An 18,388-nucleotide genomic window follows, 5' to 3' on the forward strand; every position below is an offset into this window, starting at 1 on the left:
CATCAATATAATTGTCTATTAAGACTATTGATTTTTCCGCTTTTCCCACAAGGCTTATCAAAAGACTGAATGCATCATATATCTGTCCTTCAAAAAATATCTTTTGACCCACCTCTTCGTGTTCCGAAATATAAGCAAAAATCTGATTAAATTTCTCATTAGACTCCTTTTGATACTCTAATTGCTTTAATTCCAAACTATTTAGCTTATCAAACATCAAAGCATTTTCAGCCAAAAAGCGTCGCATTTTTACGAAAGCATTCATAATATTTACACTTACCTGAATAGCTTCATCACTCCTTAATACTGCTGATAGCATTGCTATTCCCTGTTCTGTAAAAACATATGGCAAATACCTTCGTCCTCCTTTTGAAGATGTATTTTCTGTGTTTGAGGTCGCAATTTGCGACCTCAAATCTGCATATTCATCCTCGGTCAGTTGGAAACAAAAATTATTCGGAAAACGTTTCGCATTTCTTTTAACGCTTTCATTCAATCTTTTTGTTTCAACATTATAAAGCAATGCCAAATCGCTATCTATCATAACCTGCTGTCCACGTACATAATGAATCAGATTCTCAATGTTTTCTTCTGTGCTATCAACTATTACAGGTACATTTATATTATCAGACAAATCAACATCTCCTATGTTTTTTATTTGAGGTCGCAATTTGCGACCTCAAATAAATTGTACCTTTCCTGTACAACATAGTCAATCAGTTTCGACCTCAATCAACAACTATTTTGTTCTGCAATTCACGCTTGTTCAGTTCCGCAATCTTCTCATGAATATTAGTATTATACAGTCTATATTCGCTTGCTTTAAAAGTGCCACAAACACAGGTAGGCATTGCGATAGGACTAAGCTCCTCCCTAAGTCTCTATTCCCATAACAAACCGTTATACCATTCATTAAAAAATGTCGTTTCCCCTATGTCACCGTCTGTTTTATAATGATTATAAAGTCAGGCAAGGGTGCAGCTTCTATGCATCTTTGCCTTTTATTTTACAAAAAACTGTCGAATTGAAACATGATATACAGAAAGAAGGGGATTTGCATGAATTGTACCTATAATGAGAATCTTTATGAGCATTCCTTTCGCACGATCGATTCCCACACGATGGGAGAAGCAACACGCATCATATACGATGGATTTCCGGAGCTGCCGGGACAGACTATGATGGAGAAGAAGGAATATCTGATCAGCCATTACGACCACTACCGCAAGGCGTTGATGCTGGAGCCGCGCGGTCACCGCGATATGTTTGGCGCACTGCTGACACCGCCGGTGCATGAGGAAGCGGACTACGGCGTAATCTTTATGGATTCGGGCGGATGTCTGAACATGTGCGGACACGGCAGTATCGGCACCGCCTCCATGCTGGTGGAAACCGGCATGGTCGATGTTTCCGAGCCTTACACCGATGTTGTGCTGGATGCCCCTTCCGGTCTGATCCGCACACGCGTCAAAGTACAGAACGGTAAAGCGGAGCAGGTCAGCATTCTGAATGTTCCCGCCTTTCTCTATAAGGAAAACCAGACGATCGACATTCAGGGCTACGGCATGATCCCGTATGATATTTCCTTTGGCGGTTCGTTTTTTGCTCTGGTTGACGCAGAGCAGATCGGTATTGACATCACGATGGAAAACGTTGACATTCTGTCGGAGCTTGGTATGCTGCTCCTGAAAAAGATCAATGAAACCGTGCCGATCAAGCATCCGTATCTGGACATCACAACCGTGGATCTGGTGGAGTTTTACAGCCATACCGACAAGCCGGAGGCGGACATGAAAAACTGCGTGATCTTCGGCATGGCGCAGGCAGACCGCTCTCCGTGCGGTACCGGAACGAGTGCGAAAATGGCGGCTCTTTACGCGAAGGGTGAGCTTGCCCTGCACACACCATTTGTCTACGAGAGTGTTACCGGCTCGCTTTTCACCGGAGAGGCAACGAAGGAGGTCGATGTCGGCGACTACCGCGGCATCATCCCTCAGATTACCGGAAGTGCTTATATGACCGGCATGAACACATGGCTTCTTGATCCGGAGGATCCGCTGGAGCTTGGATTTCTTCTGGGTACACAGAAAAAGGCACCGAAGGAGAGTGACCGCAGCCGCATCGTGCGCGCTGCATGGCAATTATTTCATGAGAAAGGATATGATTCTACATCTGTAGAAGATGTTGTAGAGCTTGCCGGCGTGACATCCGAAATCTTCCACCGGTATTTTCAGGAAAAGGATGATCTGGAATACACGCTCGGCGATCTGTTTGACCGTAAATACGCAGACCTGATGGTGCAGATCAACCCACGGCTCAGCCGCTACGAGACACTGCTTTATCTGAACCGCGAGCTTTTCCATCTGATCGAGACGGAGGTTCCTCTTCCTCTTGTGAAACATTTGTATATGGAAGACATCGATACAAAACACAATCTCCTGAATAAAAAGCGATTCTATTATTCTCTGATCCCGCAGATCATTGAAGAGGGACAGGACAAGGGAGAGTTCCGCCGTTCCGAAAATGCCAGAGAACTCGCCGATAATTATTTCTCGCTGGAGCGCAGCATCATTTACGACTGGTGCGTTAAGGACGGAAAAGACAGCCTCGTCCACAAAGGACAGCGGTTACTGCAGATCTTCCTGAAGGAGCTGCTGGCATAAATTTTCTTATTTCTCTGCCGGCTTCGTATTGCAAAGCACCAGTGCGCCCAGAATCAGAACCATTCCCGCCACACCTCCGAGGCTCATTTTCTCGTGGAATATCACAATTCCAAGAAGCGTTGCCACAAGCGGTTCAACCGATGCAATGATCGAAGCACGGCCATTTTCCATCGTATTTAAACCATAATTATATAATGTGTACGGAAGCACGGTGCTGATCACGCCGAATACCAGAAAGAATGCAATCATGCCACCGCTGCTGACCGTCACGCTCCAGATGCCCGCTCCGTTGATAAACGGAAGCGTGGTCACTGCCGCCACCAAAAAGGTATAAAAAGAGATCGTCAGAGAATGATATCCCCGGTCGATCGCATACCTGGAAAAGATCGAATAAAGTGCGTATCCAAGGCCCGAACCAAGTCCGGTCAGAATCCCCGCCGCATTTAATGAAACGGCATCTCCGATGATCCCCGTCACGAAAATACAGCCGACAAATGTCATGACAAGTGCCGTCACCTTCCGAACCGTAAAGCGCTCGCCAAAAAGGATACGCGACAGAACCATGACAATCGCAGGTGCCGTATAAAGAAGTACGGCTGCCACCGACATGGAGGTCAGGGAAATCGTCTTGAAATAGCAGTAATTAAAGAAAACAATACTGCCTATCCCTGTTCCGAGAAAACACCACAGATCCCGCAAACGGATCCGAAGCAGTTCCCTGCGGAAAAATATCATAAACACAAACATGGCGATCACCGTTGCCATTGCACGTATCGCCACAATATCCATACTCTGCAGCCCTCTTGCGTTATAAACGCGAACAAAGAGTCCCATGGATCCCCAGAGACTCCCTGCCGCCAGAATAGCGGGTACTGCAAATGTTCTTTTTTTCTGTTTTGCCACAAGCATCGCCTCCCTGTTATGCGTCCGGTCCATCATCCTTAAACCGCATCTGTACGATCTCCGCAAGAATCTGCGCAGTCTGTTCCACTCCCAGCAGTCCGCTGTTGATGATCAGATGCTTGTGCGCCGGATCGGACGAACTAAACTTCGCATATCTTTTGTGATAACGGTTTCTCGCTTTATCGACCTCCGTGATCATCTTCTTGGCTTCCTCTTCCTTCATACCGAGAGGTCCTGTACAGTTGGCAAGACGGTCCTTATAAGATGCGTAGACAAACACATGAAATGCATTCGGCTCATCGCGCAGGACATAATCGGAACAGCGTCCTACGATAATACAGGATTCCTTCGCCGCAAGTGCCGTGATGATGCCACTCTGTGCCTGAAAGATCCTTGTCTGACGGTCTGCAGATTCTGTTCCGAGCGGAAACAGCATTTCAAAAAATCCGGAGGTGTCCTTTTCCTCCTCATTACTAATGACGGAAACCGGCAGATCCAGCTTCTGTGATGCCGCCTCGACAATATCTCTATCATAATACTCCACATGAAGCAGCTCTGACAACCGTTTTGCGATCGGACGTCCCATGCTTCCAAATTCTCTTGTGATCGTTACGACAAATTTCTTCATAGTCTCCCTCGATTCTGTGCCGCCGAATCCGGCTTCTTTTCTGTCTGCACCGCGACACTGGTGCAAACGCCCTGGTTTCGTATTATCGTGTCTGTCCTATTTATCGGACATATGGCATTATCGGTGTCACTGTCCTTTTTATCGGACACTACTGATTTAAGAATCTGGACAGGAATGCTTTCGTACGCTCTTCCTTCGGATTCTCCATAACCTCCTTCGCCGGACCTTCCTCCACGACATATCCGTCTGCCATAAAGATAACGCGGTCTGCCACATCCCTTGCGAATGCCATCTCATGCGTAACGACGATCATAGTCATTCCTTCCTTTGCCAAATCCTTCATAACATTTAACACTTCTCCGACAAGCTCCGGATCCAATGCCGATGTCGGCTCATCAAATAACAGCGCTGCCGGCTCCATAGCTAGTGCTCTGGCGATCGCCACACGCTGCTGCTGACCACCGGATAAGGTTGACGGCATCACATGTGCCTTGCTCTCAAGACCAACTTTTTTCAGAAGCTCCATACCGATTTCCTTTGCCTCGGCTTTGTTGCGATGCTTTGTCAGAACCGGAGCCATCGTCACGTTTCCGAGTACCGTCTTGAGCGGAAACAGATTAAACCGCTGAAACACCATTCCCACTTCCTCCCGGAACTTCCGGATATCTGCCTTTGAATCGCAGATATTTTCCTCTTTATAAAGAACTTCTCCCGAGGTGGGTTTTTCTAACTGATTGATGCAGCGCAGGAATGTACTTTTTCCTGAGCCGGACGGTCCGATGATACAGACAACCTCTCCCTCGCTGACCTCCATATTAATGTCCCGCAGGACCTCCAGATCACCAAATGCCTTCGACAGATGGTTTACCTTTATCATTGTATTTCCCATATGGCACCTCCTATTTATTGGCAATCCGCTTTTCAACCATCTTCTGTACGATCATCAGGACAGACAAAAGTACCAGATAGAAAATGGCACACACGGTATATCCCGGAATCGTTTTGTAGGTTCTCATAACATAATTCTGCGTCTGTCTTGTAATTTCATTGACCGAAATCATGGACAGAAGTGCCGTGTCCTTTACGGAAATAATAAACTGGTTAAACAAACTCGGGATAATAGAACGAAATGCCGGTGGAATTATAATATGTATCATAATCTGCATCGGACTTAAGCCAAGCGACGCTCCCGCTTCCTTCTGTCCAATATCCACGCTGTCCAGTGCTCCCCGCACAAGCTGTGATATAAATGCACCTGCATTTAATGTGATAACAAGGATACCGGCCAATGTCGGATCCAGCACCACTCTCTCCCCCTTGATCAGTCCGATGATCTCCGGCACCACAAAATATACATACAATGCCTGCACCACGATCGGGGTACCACGCATGATCCATACATAAATATTGGCAATTCCTTTTGCAATCTTATTGCGGCTCTGCAGAGCATATCCGCAAAGAGAACCAAGGACAAAGCCAAACAGTATACCGATCACCGCAATCTCCATGGTGACCTTCAAACCACGAAACAGCATCGGACCAATGGCCTGTAATAATTCAAGATCAATCCCCATGTCCTGCCTCCTTATGAAATCCGGGGCACCTTCAAGCGCCCCGGCAATGTGTATTTACGAAAAAGATAATATTTTGGTCTATGCGAAAAAGCGAAGCTTTTTCAAAGGTGAAACTGTAGTACTTCTTGACTGCAAATTTTTTGCAGTCTTAGAAGTACTTTTCACCTTATTCGCACCAATCCTTCTTCAGCTTATCGATCGTACCGTCATCCTGCAGCTCCTTAATTGCCTTATTGAACTGCTCAACGATATCCGGATATTTCTTACAGATATCAAAGGAGAATGCAAGTGCGTATGGTGCCTGACCATTGTAGAACTCATCACCGACAATCTTAAGCTTTACCTCACCGGTCTTAATTGAATAAGAGGTACCCGGTGCATCGTAGATCGTCGCATCTGCCTGACCACCCTCGACTGCCTTATATGCTAGCGCCTGAGAATCAAAGCTCTGCAGACATTTCTCCGGAAGCTTTGATGTTGCATATTCGTATGCGATCGTTCCGGTCTGGACTGCTACCTTATACTTGCCATCTGTCAGATCATCCACAGACTTGATGTCGTTGTTATCCTTACCAACTGCAACAATGATACCTGCGTCATAATAAATATCCGAGAAGTTCATGACTTCTTTTCGTTCATCAGTCGCACAGAGTGCTGCGGCTCCGAGATCGATCTGTCCCTGCGTCAGTGACGTTGTGAGCGGACCATAATCCATATCCTGGATCGTATCATTTTTAATCTTAAATCCAAGCTTATCCTGCAATGCTTTCAACAATTCCACATCAAAGCCCTGCAGTGTCTTTCCATCCTCCTTAAAATAAGAAAACGGTGCGTATGTTCCTGATGTTCCAACGGTTAATTCAACCTTACTCAGATCAGTTGTACCTCCCGTCTCAGAACTGCTGCCTGCCCCGGATGAACTTCCTGCATCTGAACTACTTCCGCATCCGGTAAGCATTGTCGCTACCAGTGCACCTGTCATCAATACCGAAATTGCTCTTCTCTTTACTCTTTTTAATGTTTTCATAGTCATGTCTCCCTTCTATACGATGTCTTCTCCTCCGGCTACGATTAATTTCAATGTATGTAAAGAAAAAAACAGACGACGTGCTTACTTTTATAAGCTCCATCGCCTGTTTCAATCCAATTGAAATTATGCACCTATTATAGACAAGGTTTTATCATTTGTAAAGATATACTTTTTTATTACTTCCATAACACTTTGTAATGACATCCCGAAAGTGTTATTGCACTTTTCCGGTCGTCACGGACGTCTGCTTGCTTAATCCTTTCTCGCGGAACAGCTCCTTATACTCCTTCATTTTCGCCTTTGGCACAGAAATCTTAACCCCTTTATTGATACCCTTAAATGCGTTCTCTCCAATATCTGATGCTTTCAGTCTTGGAGAATAAATATAAAGAACTTTGATATTTCTGCAGTTTGCAAATGCTTCTTTTCCAATCTTATCAACTCTGGAACCCAGAGATACCTTTGTCACTCTCTTGTTGCTGCGGAATGCCCGCTCGCAAACCGAAGTAACGGAATAACTAATTCCATTAATCGTTACCTTCGTACCAATCTTTACTTCCTTACGTCCGGAACCCGGACGATACAGTGCAACCTCTGGATTTTTCACTTTGCTGCTTGTCACCTTGAAACGGTAGCCTGCAGAAGAGGTAATGATCTTGCCAACCTTTGCCGGCTTCTTCCGATTCGTCTTCGGTGTTGAAACAGGGGTCGGTGCCGGTGTCGCAGGAGTTTGTGTTGCCTGTACCGTCTGTGTCGGAACAGGTGTCCGGACAGGTGGTACAACCGTCGGAACTGCCGGGACTGTCGGCTCCGGTGTGATCTCCGGCACTTCCGGTTTCTGCGTTGGCACTTCGGTCGGTACCGGCGCATCTGTCGGTACCGGCTCCTTCGTTGGCTCTATCGGTGCAGCGGTTTTCGCTGGCTCACGGGTCGGCTCCATTGTTGGCGCCTCGGTCGGTGCCGGTGCCACCGTTGGGTCTACCGGATTCGGTGTGATTTCCGGTTCACGGGTCGGCTCTGCTGTTGGTGCCTCTGTCGGTACCGGTGCCATGGTCGGCTCTTCGCTCGGCATGGTTGTCGGCTCCTCCGTTGGTACCGGGGTTGGTTCCTCTGTTGGCACCGGCGTCTCACTTACTCCCGGCGTTGGCAATGGTGCCTCCGTCGGATTCGGCTCCTTCGTTGGTTCTGCGGTTGGTTCCTCACTTGGCATTGGCGCCATGGTTGGTTCCTCACTCGGTGCCATCGTTGGCTCTTCACTCGGCATTGGTGTCGTGGTTGGTTTCTCACTTGGTGTCGGCGCTGTTGTCGGCTCCGGTGTGATCTCCGGCTCACGGGTCGGCTCAGCCGTCGGTTTCTCACTCGGCGCTGTAGTTGGATCCTCACTCGGTGCCGGGGTCGGCTCCTCTGTTGGCACCGGCGTCTCACTTACTCCCGGCGTTGGCAGGGGCGCCTCCGTCGGATTCGGCTCCTTCGTTGGTTCTGCGGTTGGTTCCACGGTCGGATCCTCACTTGGCATTGGCGCCATGGTTGGTTCCTCTGACGGTGCCATCGTTGGCTCTTCACTCGGCATTGGTGTCGTGGTTGGTTCCTCACTTGGTGCCGGCGCTGTTGTCGGCTCCGGTGTGATCTCCGGCTCACGGGTCGGCTCAGCCGTCGGTTTCTCACTCAGTGCCGGGGTTGGTTCCTCGGTTGGCACCGGCGTCTCACTTACTCCCGGCGTTGGCAGTGGTGCCTCAGTTGGCTTCGGCTCCTCCGTTGGTTCTGCGGTTGGTTCCTCACTTGGAGCCGGCACCGGCTCATCGGTCGGATCCGGTTCCAGAACAGGGATTGTCACATCCTCTATCTCCACCTCATGATATCCGTCCTCATCTAAGAAAAGCTTTCCACAGGCAGAGCAGACAAAATACTGTATATTGCCCGGCTCAGTCTGAGTGGCTTCCTTCTCTTCGACCAGTTCAAGCCGGTGCTGTATCGGAATATACTCACCTTTATACAGAAGATCCCCGCACACACCGCAGTAATAATCTCCGGTATATCCAGACTGCGTACAGTCTGCCTCCTGCACATCCTTAAGCTCCCGCATATCATTAGGATGCTGACAGTAATCTTTCCATATCTCTACATCCTGATATATGTTCGCATAATACTCTGCATTGTCACCCACATATTCTGCGGTGGCTTCATACCAGTTTCCAAACGGAAGTACAAGATCTGCATCTTCATCCTTCCATTTCCATCCTTCCGGAAGTGGTACTTCTCCCACAGTGCTGACGGTGTACTCCATATATTGTGTTCCATCCGGTCTGTTCGGAGGAAACATCTCCTCAGAATATCCGACACGCACGGTAAAATCAAAGCTCATACCTATTCCACAGTCATAGGTATAAATGATCCGATCCCCAAGCTGCAGATCCGTCAGCTTATAATCGGAGCCTTTCAACTCATCAAAAATATCCGTTCCGCTCTTTCCGGCTTCTGCCTGTTCTTTTGTCAGCTTCACGACCTTCTGAATCTTTCCGGTATCAAAATCCGGAAACATTTCCGGATCCAGAAAGTCAATATTTTTCTGTGTTAAATAGGTAACATTATTCTCACAGTTAATCTGAGTTTCAGATGCGTCCAGGCTTTCCGGAATTTTCAGACTTGTAAGACTGCATTCATCGCAGTACAATCTGATAGAAGTCCATTTCTCATTAAATTTTAATACCTTGAGCGGATTGCCCGTACAGTTAAGCTGGTCCAGGTGATCCAATCCACTCACATCCAACACTTCGATCTGATTGTAATTACATTCTATCAATTCCAGCTTACAGTCCTCTCCAAACCGGATAGATGTAATCTCATTATCATCACAATAAACACTGGTCAGATTAGGGAACAACTGCAGATCCAGTTCTCCGCTGATATTATTCAATCGGATATCCAAAGACTTCAGATTCCGGAAATACTCAAGCCCCTTCAGATTTTCCAGTTTATTATATATTGCTTCCATTTCTTCAACGGCATCCAGCTCACTTTGTGAAAAATAACCGTCATCGTTCTTATCAAATCCACTTTCTTTGAGATAATTTCGCAGGTTCTCATCCGGGAAATTCTCCTTATCAATTGCAACACCTTCTTCTGTCTGCTCCGCTGCATAAGCCATGTTCTCCGGCAGCACACCGCTTGTGCAGATCAGTGCAACGGCAGTAACAACCGCTGTCAGCCTCTTCCGGTGACGTTTTCTCATTCCTTTCATACACATTCCTCCATTCTTGTTTCAATTTTCATACTTTTTCCTTTAACTCTCCGAAAATACACGGCATTTTCAAACGCTTTCTCCTGCGTTTATGCAAAATTAGGTGTATTTTACATCAAATATAACAACATTTATATAATAAGTCAACTAACCAAACGGTTAGTATGGGGTAAATTATTCCTTTCGTCACCCCGATTTCATGCGAAATATCATCTGTATCACCCCGGACTTCACCCCAGTGCCACATCAAGCACCATCATCAGAGCAAACCCCAGCGCCGCCCCAATAGTTCCGATGTTGCTGTGTACCCCGTCCTGACATTCCGGAATCAGTTCTTCGATCACCACATACATCATGGCTCCCGCTGCAAATGCCAGAAGATACGGAAGCACCTGAGAGATCGCCCCCGCGATCAGAATTGTGATAAAGCCACCCACAGGCTCCACAATCCCTGACAACACACCGCACACAAAGGCTTTCCTGCGACTCATCCCCTCTCCGCAAAGTGGCAGCGAAATGATCGCCCCCTCCGGAAAATTCTGGATCGCAATACCAAACGCCAGAGCAAACGCTCCCGCCGCCGTGATTCCCGCCCCCTTCATCATACTTCCTGCATACGCAACCCCGACCGACATTCCCTCCGGGATATTATGCAGTGTCACCGCAAAAAGCATCATCGTCGTTTTGGACAGGCGCGGCTGTCCGGTGTGAAGCCCCTCCGGCTCACTGCTTTTTAGATGAAGATGCGGTATCACCGTATCTAACACAAGCAGAAAACCAATGCCGAGCAAAAATCCTGTCACCGCCGGCAGCCACGCAAGCTTCCCCTGTGCCTCTGTCATCTCGATCGCCGGGATCAGCAAAGACCATACAGAAGCGGCGATCATCACTCCCGCCGCAAATCCAAGCAACAGCTTCTCAATTTGCGGTGCAATCTTATCCTTCATGAAAAATACCATCGCCGCCCCAAGAGATGTCCCCAGAAACGGAATGCTAAGTGTAATCAGTTCAGACATTCTTGTCTCCTTTCTGTGTTCCTGCAAATATATAATCTGCAGGATTTCAGACAAAATATCACATATTGATTCTATCTTATCTTTATCTATATGCAAAAACAAAAACATGGCGATAGTTAGTCGTGTCTAACTATCGCCATATTGTAGCATATAACCTTTAAAAAAGCAAAATTCCTTCTACCTGCCGTGCGTTGTCAGTATCCCATACATTTCCGGTCGTCTGTCTCTCCACACTCCCCAGGATCTGCGGTACTCCTCAATCTCATCCAGATCAAAGCTCTGCACAAGAACCGTCTGACTTTCCCGATCCGCCCCCTGCAGGATCTGACCGGTGTGATCCGTGATAAACGAGGATCCATAGAAGGTCATGCTCGTCTCGTCGGTCTCCGTGCTAATGCGGTTTGATGCGATGACCGGCATGATATTTGCCGCCGCGTGTCCCTGCATGCATCGTCTCCAATGCGGCATGGAATCAATCGTCTCCACCGCCTCACTGCCGATCGCTGTCGGATACATTAAAATTTCCGCGCCCTGCAGTGCCATCCCTCTTGCCGTCTCCGGGAACCACTGATCCCAGCAGATGCCTACACCGATCGTCCCAAACTGCGTTTTCCAGGCACGAAATCCCGTGTCACCCGGCGTGAAATAAAATTTTTCTTCATATAATAAAGAATGCGGAATATGCGTTTTGCGGTAAACGCCCGGAATACTGCCGTCCGCATCGATCACTGCCACACTGTTGAATGCGGTGTTGCCCGCCTTTTCGTAAAAGCTCACCGGAATGACAAGCTCCTTCTGCTTTGCCATCTTCTGAAAATATGCAATCGCCGGATTTTCTTCCACTGTGGTTGCAAGCTTCAGATATTCCGTACGCTCCTGCTGACAAAAGTACGGTGTCTCAAAAAGTTCCTGCAAAAGAACAATGTTGGCGCCCTTCTGTGCCGCCTCCTCAACAAGACCTGCTGCCCGCTCCAGCGTCTCCTCACGATCCCATGTACATGCCATCTGCGTTGCCGCTACTGTTACATTTCTCATTGTTAAAACCTCCTTGTCACCACATAGATTTCACCTGCACTTCGGCTGTTGCATCGTAATGCAGTGAATATTGCCACCGCCATATACGATCTCGCGCGTATATACGCCAATAACCTCTCTCTCCGGAAAGATCTCCTGTATCTGTTCCAATGCCAGCGCATCATTTTCATCTCCATACTGTGGCACGATCACCGCACCGTTTGTGATCAGAAAATTCAGATACGAAGCAATGCAAAGCTCGCCCTGTTCACGCGGAATCGTGCCCGGCATATGATCGATTCGGAAATCATCGCCGATCTGCACCGGTTCTTTCGGACAGCAGACCCGGTGCACCTTCAGTTTCCTTCCTTTGGCGTCCGTCATCCCGCAAAGCTCCCGGTAACATTGCTGTGCCGTCTCATAAAACGGAGAGGACTCATCCTCCGTATAAATACATGCCACCTCGCCCGGGCGCACAAAGCAAGCTACATCGTCCACATGACCATTCGTTTCCTCCGGGTCAATGCCGTCCGAAAGCCACAGCACTTTGTCTGCCCCCAGATAATCACACAGCGTTTCCGCAATCTGCTCCTGCGTCATATGCGGATTGCGTCCTCTGCTCAAAAGACACATTTTCGTTGTGAGTACCGTCCCTTCCCCGTCCACATGAAAGGAGCCTCCCTCCAGCACAAAATCCGGCAGGCGGTAATAGTCTGCACCGATCATCTCACAAACCTTTCCGGCAATCTGATCATCTTTATCCCACGGAAAATAAAGACCATCTACAAAACCTCCCCACGCATTAAACCTCCAGTCACAGCCCCGCAGCAAGCCTTCTTCGTTCACCACAAAAGCAGGCCCCATATCCCGCATCCATGCATCATTGCCGGACATCTCCACCACTTGAATATCGGACGGCAGCTTCTCTCTGGCGTTTTGATACTGATCTCCATTCACACACATTGTCACCGGCACAAATCGACTGATCGCCTTTGCCACCTCTGTATACGCCTCCTGTGCCGGCTTTGCCCCATCCCTCCAGTTGTCCGGTCGCTGTGGCCAAAGCATCCAGACACGTTCCTGCGGTTCGAATTCTGCCGGCATATGAAAACCATCTCTCGCCGGGGTTGAGTTATAAATTGTCTCCGCCATAATATCCCTCCGTTCCATACCGATTTCCTATATACGAAAAGAGGCACATTCCATATCAGAAATGTGCCTCTTCGCATCTATGTTTATGAGTATAACATATCTTATCCAATTACGCCACCACATTTACCGGCGCCCCATCAAGAAAGCTGCGTACATTCTCCGACGCAATATCGATCAGACGTCCTCTCGCCTCTTTCGTCGCCCATGCAATATGCGGTGTGATCACACAATTATCGCAGGAAAGCAACGGATTATCCGGCTGTGCCGGTTCCACAGATACGACGTCCACACCCGCACCGTAAATCTTCCCGCTCTTTAACGCCTGCGCCAGATCCTTCTCCACGATCGTACCGCCACGACTCGTATTGATCAGGATCACGCCATCCTTCATCTGCGCGATCGTCTCCGCACAGATCAGATCCTTTGTCTCCTCATTGAGCGGACACGCAAGAAAGATCACGTCCGACTCCCGCAGAAGCTGTTCTCTCGCCACGTACTCTCCGATGGCTTTCCCTTCCTCCGTCGCATGCGAACCGCAGGTGATGACCCGCATGCCAAATGCCTTCGCCACACGCCCGATCGCCTTGCCGGTCTGACCAAAACCAATGATGCCCGCCGTCTTGTGATCCAACTCCACCAGCGGATAATCCCAGAAACAGAAATCCCGTCCTCTGCTCCATCTGCCACTGTGCACCTCACTGCTGTGGTGCGCCACATGGGAACAGATTTCCAGAAGCAGCGCAAATGCCTGCTGTGCCACTGCCTGTGTGCTGTAGCCCGGCACATTAGTAACCGTAATCCCGCGCTCTGCGGCTGCTTTCATATCTACGACATTGTAGCCGGTCGCAAGCACACCGATATAACGAAGCTTCGGACAAGCTTCCATGATCTCCTTCGTAATGACTGTTTTATTGGTCAACGCAATCTCACAATCCTGCAGACGCTCCACGACATTCTCCGTCTGATTCTTTGTGTACTCATATACGGTCAGATCTCCAAGTATCTTAAGCTTGTCCCAGTTTAAATCACCCGGATTGCTTGTATAGCCATCTAAAATCACAATTTTCATAATAAATCAACCTTCCTTTCTCTCTTCATAGGCACAGGCTACCTTCTTGCCGCAAAACGCAATCCCGAAGAATCCGATCTTCGCGATGCCACGATACTCCATCTCTGTGCTGTACTGCTTGTCCCTGATCTGGCTGACCGCCTTCCCCGCAGTGTCAGAAAGTGCCTGCCCGGAAAGCTTCTTACCTGCCTTAAACTCGATGATATAGCCCATCTGCGTTCTGTCCCGCGGCTCAAGCTGTACATCAAACCGCCCCTCCCCGGACTCCCGGTTCGAGGAAATATAATACCGGTCGGCGAGAATTGCAAGCATCCCAAACACCGTGCCATGGTAGAAATTCTCACTCGCCGTGTCAAAGGTGCTGGCAGACTGCATCAGATAGGTCTGCAGTGTGTCGGTAAAAAGTGCCGTATCGCCGGTCCGCAGTGCCACCTCGAAGTTTCGCAGGATCGATCCGCTGAACAGCTGGTTGTAGCTGTCGAGGATTTCCTTCTGGAACACGCTCTTGATCTCCCGGTTCGGAATCGCAAGCGAACAGATCGGATTGTCATTCCACTCACTGATCACCGAAGTCACGCGCAGATATCCCGCCACCAGCAGGAAGCTGCAGATAATATCCGGATCGCTGTTGACCTCCGGATAAATAATGTCCGTGTCAATGATCGCCTGAATCTCCTTCCCCTGCAGAAGCAGAGACAGATTCTGATACAGCTCCTTCCCGGCTCCACGGATCAGCTCACCGATGATCTCATTGCCGCTCGTCCGTGACCAGAACGCCTTCGGCTTACAGTTATTATTAAAGTAGTTGATCACAGACCACGGATTGTACACCTCTGTCTCGCCAAACACATAGCCGTCATACCACTCACGGATCTGCTCCAGCTTCTCCGGCACCCCGTAATAAGCCGCCATCTGTGCCGCCTCTTGTCCGGTAAACCCGAAATACTCCGCATACTTATCATCAAGGATCGTATTGACAACCAGATTATTCAGTCCGCTAAACAAACTCTCCTTGGCGATCCGAAGGATACCTGTCAGAATACCAAACTCAAGGTTCTCATTATCCTTTAATGCAGAGGATAAGAGATTGCGCATAAAGCCGATCACCTCATCGTAGTAATGATGCAGATGCCCCTGCTGGATCGGCGTGTCATACTCATCAATGATAATGATCGTCTTGCTCTGATAACATGTCGTCAGCATCGCAGAAAGCTTGCCGAGCGCATACTGATAATCCGTGATCTCCGCCTTATCCTCTGTAATGTTCTGAAAGAAGCGCCTGTCGTACTCGTTCAGTGCATCCGACTCCAAAAGCTCTCTGTGACGCACAAACTCCTCGCGCAGCGTAAAGCACAGGCTCTTATACATCGCCTCCCAGCTCGTCTGATGTGCATCCTTAAAGGAAAGAAAGATCACCGGATACTTTCCCTGAAGCTCCCGATACTTCTCTCCACAGGTCCATATCTTCTTGTCCGTGAAATAAACAGAGGTATCCTCTGTGCTACGTTCAAAAAACGTCCGTACCATGTCCATCATCAGCGTCTTGCCGAAACGTCGTGGTCTTGTAAACAAAAAAACCTTGCTGTGGTCATCGATCATCTGACGCAGCAGCAGGGTCTTGTCTACATAATAGCACTCGCTGACCACCTCTTTATAGGAAGTGATCCCCACCGGGCATGGCAGCGGACTGTCGCCGTGCTGCTGTGTGCGCACTGTATATGATGCCTTCTCCCGCAGGAAATCCGGCTTCTTAACATCCGACGGAATCATCCAGAATCTTCCCGCCTTGTATGCTCCCTCCAGAGAGCCGTCCGCACATAACTGATTCACACGTCTCGGGGTAATTCCCCACTGATCCGCCAACTCCTTCGCCCGAATAATATCCTGTCCCATACTCACGCCCCCATTCATCAATGCCGCCATACAATGACCCATATCGCATCATCGCATGACGGCTCTCTTAGAAAGTGTTCCTGTTCTCCACGTTTCCCAAACAATTTCTTTTATTTTCTATATTATAAATTGTTTTCGGGAAATTTACAAGAAATATTTTGGCATTTTCGGGAAATTTCGGGAAATTTCATTTTGTTTCCCTTATCTTCTTTCAAAGGTTACGAAAACTCTTTTTACATCATCTAAGATATTAAACTTTTCCGACAGGCTCGGATAGATATCCGTAGCGGCTTTATAACTCATTACTTCGTGCTTTACAACTACTTTAATACTCTCCGATTTCTCAGTAGAATCTTCTTTGTAGTTAACCTTGCAGGTAATCTGCGGATCATTCATGATCTTGTTCTTCGTCTCCGCCACAACTGCCATCTCCTTCTCACCCGTATTTATCTCCTCGGTCCAGAGATTGTCATATAATTCATCGGACACCTTCTTCGTGTCACAGATTTCTACAGAGACACCCTTACGGTTCTGGTCCTTTGCTGAAACAGTGTAGGATTTATAATACTTTTCCGTCATACCGGGCTGATTTCCAGTCGTATTGAAGTTCTCAATAAATCTGTCCGATGGCTTATATTCTTCTCCATCGATCACATAAGACATTTTCTTCGGTGTGACAATGCGGAAAAATCCTTTATCAACCGAATAAGTGATCGTGTCCATGTTCTTTCCTTCACAGACTAACGGCGTTTCCACAGCATAACTGACAACCTTGTCCTTATCATTACCGGCCCAGGATTCTCCCTGACAGTCGGACGGATATACAATAAGCTGCTTCTCCCCCTGTTTCAGTTCCTTCGTCTCGGCAGCCTTTACCTTTACCACAAAGCCACTCCCCGTATTCTGTGCTTCCTTTGTCGTCGCAGGTGTGTCCGTTTTATGGGACATGTTATCAAATATCCTGTCCGGCAGATTTCCGAAGCCGATCCCTGCCACAAGTGCCGCACACGCTACCAGTGCAACCGCAGGCTTAAAATAATTTTTCTTTTTCATCATAGGTCTTCCCTCCATTTCATAATTGACTTTTATTTCTTCATCACTTACGGTTGGAGTAAGGGCATGTTGTAAAATCTGATCTAATTCCTTATCCTTCATATTTAACAACCTCCAATTTTGTTTTCAGAATGTCCTTCGCCTTGCGCATCCTGCTTTTCACTGTGTTTTCCGGAATCTGCAGACAGTCCGCGATCTCCCGTATCTTAAGCCCTGCAGAATAATACAGGTAGATGACGGTACGGTATTTATCCGGCAATGCCTGCACCTGTCTCTGTACAAGCTCCGTCATCTCCTTCTGTAAAAATGTTTCCTCCGGGTTATCCGCCGGACGTCCTGCCATCCGGTCCCCAGCGTCCTCCATATGCTTTTCGTAGCTTTCAAACGCTGCAATCCTGCGTCTCCAGGCAAATTTCCTTCTCTTGTTTTTCCACATAAGGATGGAAACAGAAAGTGCGTAGCTTTTCAGAGAATCATTCTTATTCAATTGGTCCGCCTGCTCCCACAGCTTTAGCATTGTGTCCTGATAAAGATCGTCTCCCTCTGCTGTTCCCCCTGTGTTCATTCTGCAGAATCGGAGAATGTCCTTTCCATTCTCGGACACAAACCGGTCAAATTCCTGTTTTGTCACTTATCTATTCCTTTCCTCTCACCTTGACGTCTCGGTTAGAACCCTTACACTCTCATATTGTAATAATTCCCGGAAAAGTTCTCGAATTTTAAATTTTTTGAAATAAGTTTTTCTGAAATAAAAGATGACCCATTGTTTCTGAGTCTTCCCATACCTCAAATTAATGTATGCCCATAATATTTCCTATGTCCGGTTATTTAGAAATCATATTTTGCCTGCTAATATATTATAAATCCGTGAGCTATGTCTAAAAAATTGTCTTGTCACTTACGGATTTCGAAAAATCTGATTGCTTTGCTGCTTTGATTTTCGATAAACGCATCCTGCCGTACTCGCCCCAAGGTGGGAATCAGATGTTTCGAAAGGCACTTGCACCCGCCGGTACTTACGCCCCGGTTCTTCAAATGATATAGATAACCCATTGAACATCCGGGGCGTTATGTACCGCTGCGTGGTGCAGTGGTAGCGGGAGCGTGCCGTCCGAAATAGCTGAGCCCACCTATGGGGCTCAGTCGTGCGGATGC

The 18,388-nt window shown here is 47.9% G+C and carries 15 protein-coding genes and 1 pseudogene; 2 read left to right on the forward strand and 14 right to left on the reverse strand.

The window, feature by feature from the left end:
- Nucleotides 1–634, reverse strand: a 634-nt coding sequence (locus tag ACZLMD_RS11355; protein WP_489495717.1) for an ORF6N domain-containing protein, incomplete at its 3' end; no start/stop codon positions are given.
- Nucleotides 635–1,052: 418 nt separating this feature from the next.
- Between ACZLMD_RS11355 and ACZLMD_RS11360 the strand changes: the two are divergent.
- Nucleotides 1,053–2,081: pseudogene (locus tag ACZLMD_RS11360) on the forward strand (proline racemase family protein); the annotation flags it as partial.
- Between the two features lie 42 nt (nucleotides 2,082–2,123).
- On the forward strand, nucleotides 2,124–2,663 hold the full coding sequence (locus ACZLMD_RS11365; RefSeq protein WP_489495724.1) for a TetR/AcrR family transcriptional regulator: 540 nt from the start codon (nucleotides 2,124–2,126) through the stop codon (nucleotides 2,661–2,663).
- Nucleotides 2,664–2,669: 6 nt separating this feature from the next.
- On the opposite strand, the gene ACZLMD_RS11370 is transcribed toward ACZLMD_RS11365, so the two are convergent.
- From ACZLMD_RS11370 to ACZLMD_RS11430, 13 genes are all read right to left on the reverse strand, one after another.
- Complete coding sequence (locus ACZLMD_RS11370; RefSeq protein WP_489495718.1) at nucleotides 2,670–3,566, reverse strand: DMT family transporter; 897 nt, start codon at nucleotides 3,564–3,566, stop codon at nucleotides 2,670–2,672.
- Nucleotides 3,567–3,582: 16 nt separating this feature from the next.
- A complete protein-coding gene (locus tag ACZLMD_RS11375) occupies nucleotides 3,583–4,194 on the reverse strand; it encodes a cytidylate kinase-like family protein (protein ID WP_489495719.1) in 612 nt (203 codons plus the stop codon).
- A 148-nt stretch (nucleotides 4,195–4,342) separates the two neighbouring features.
- Nucleotides 4,343–5,083, reverse strand: a complete 741-nt coding sequence (locus ACZLMD_RS11380; RefSeq protein WP_489495720.1) for an amino acid ABC transporter ATP-binding protein — start codon at nucleotides 5,081–5,083, stop codon at nucleotides 4,343–4,345.
- Nucleotides 5,084–5,093: 10 nt separating this feature from the next.
- Nucleotides 5,094–5,768, reverse strand: a complete 675-nt coding sequence (locus ACZLMD_RS11385; protein WP_022306707.1) for an amino acid ABC transporter permease — start codon at nucleotides 5,766–5,768, stop codon at nucleotides 5,094–5,096.
- Between the two features lie 166 nt (nucleotides 5,769–5,934).
- Nucleotides 5,935–6,795, reverse strand: coding sequence for a transporter substrate-binding domain-containing protein (locus ACZLMD_RS11390; protein WP_489495721.1), 861 nt, complete (start codon nucleotides 6,793–6,795; stop codon nucleotides 5,935–5,937).
- Between the two features lie 217 nt (nucleotides 6,796–7,012).
- Nucleotides 7,013–10,036: a leucine-rich repeat protein gene (locus tag ACZLMD_RS11395; protein WP_489495722.1), complete on the reverse strand. Its 3,024-nt coding sequence runs from the start codon at nucleotides 10,034–10,036 to the stop codon at nucleotides 7,013–7,015.
- A gap of 230 nt (nucleotides 10,037–10,266) precedes the next feature.
- On the reverse strand, nucleotides 10,267–11,052 hold the full coding sequence (locus ACZLMD_RS11400) for a ZIP family metal transporter (RefSeq protein ID WP_482523367.1): 786 nt from the start codon (nucleotides 11,050–11,052) through the stop codon (nucleotides 10,267–10,269).
- A gap of 177 nt (nucleotides 11,053–11,229) precedes the next feature.
- Nucleotides 11,230–12,087 (reverse strand): N-carbamoylputrescine amidase, encoded by an 858-nt coding sequence (gene aguB / locus ACZLMD_RS11405; RefSeq protein WP_482523366.1) that lies wholly within the window; start codon nucleotides 12,085–12,087, stop codon nucleotides 11,230–11,232.
- 30 nt (nucleotides 12,088–12,117) lie between these two features.
- A complete protein-coding gene (gene aguA, locus ACZLMD_RS11410; protein WP_482523365.1) occupies nucleotides 12,118–13,218 on the reverse strand; it encodes an agmatine deiminase in 1,101 nt (366 codons plus the stop codon).
- Nucleotides 13,219–13,327: 109 nt separating this feature from the next.
- Complete coding sequence (locus ACZLMD_RS11415) at nucleotides 13,328–14,287, reverse strand: D-2-hydroxyacid dehydrogenase (protein ID WP_482523364.1); 960 nt, start codon at nucleotides 14,285–14,287, stop codon at nucleotides 13,328–13,330.
- 6 nt (nucleotides 14,288–14,293) lie between these two features.
- On the reverse strand, nucleotides 14,294–16,180 hold the full coding sequence (locus tag ACZLMD_RS11420) for an AAA family ATPase (protein WP_489495723.1): 1,887 nt from the start codon (nucleotides 16,178–16,180) through the stop codon (nucleotides 14,294–14,296).
- Between the two features lie 201 nt (nucleotides 16,181–16,381).
- Entirely contained in the window at nucleotides 16,382–17,335 is a 954-nt protein-coding gene (locus ACZLMD_RS11425) for a hypothetical protein (protein WP_482523362.1), read from the reverse strand.
- Nucleotides 17,325–17,864 (reverse strand): RNA polymerase sigma factor, encoded by a 540-nt coding sequence (locus ACZLMD_RS11430; protein WP_482521620.1) that lies wholly within the window; start codon nucleotides 17,862–17,864, stop codon nucleotides 17,325–17,327. Before ACZLMD_RS11430 ends, ACZLMD_RS11425 begins: the two co-directional genes overlap by 11 nt.
- Nucleotides 17,865–18,388: the final 524 nt, after the last annotated feature.

The sequence above is a fragment of the Jutongia sp. genome (assembly GCF_057878315.1).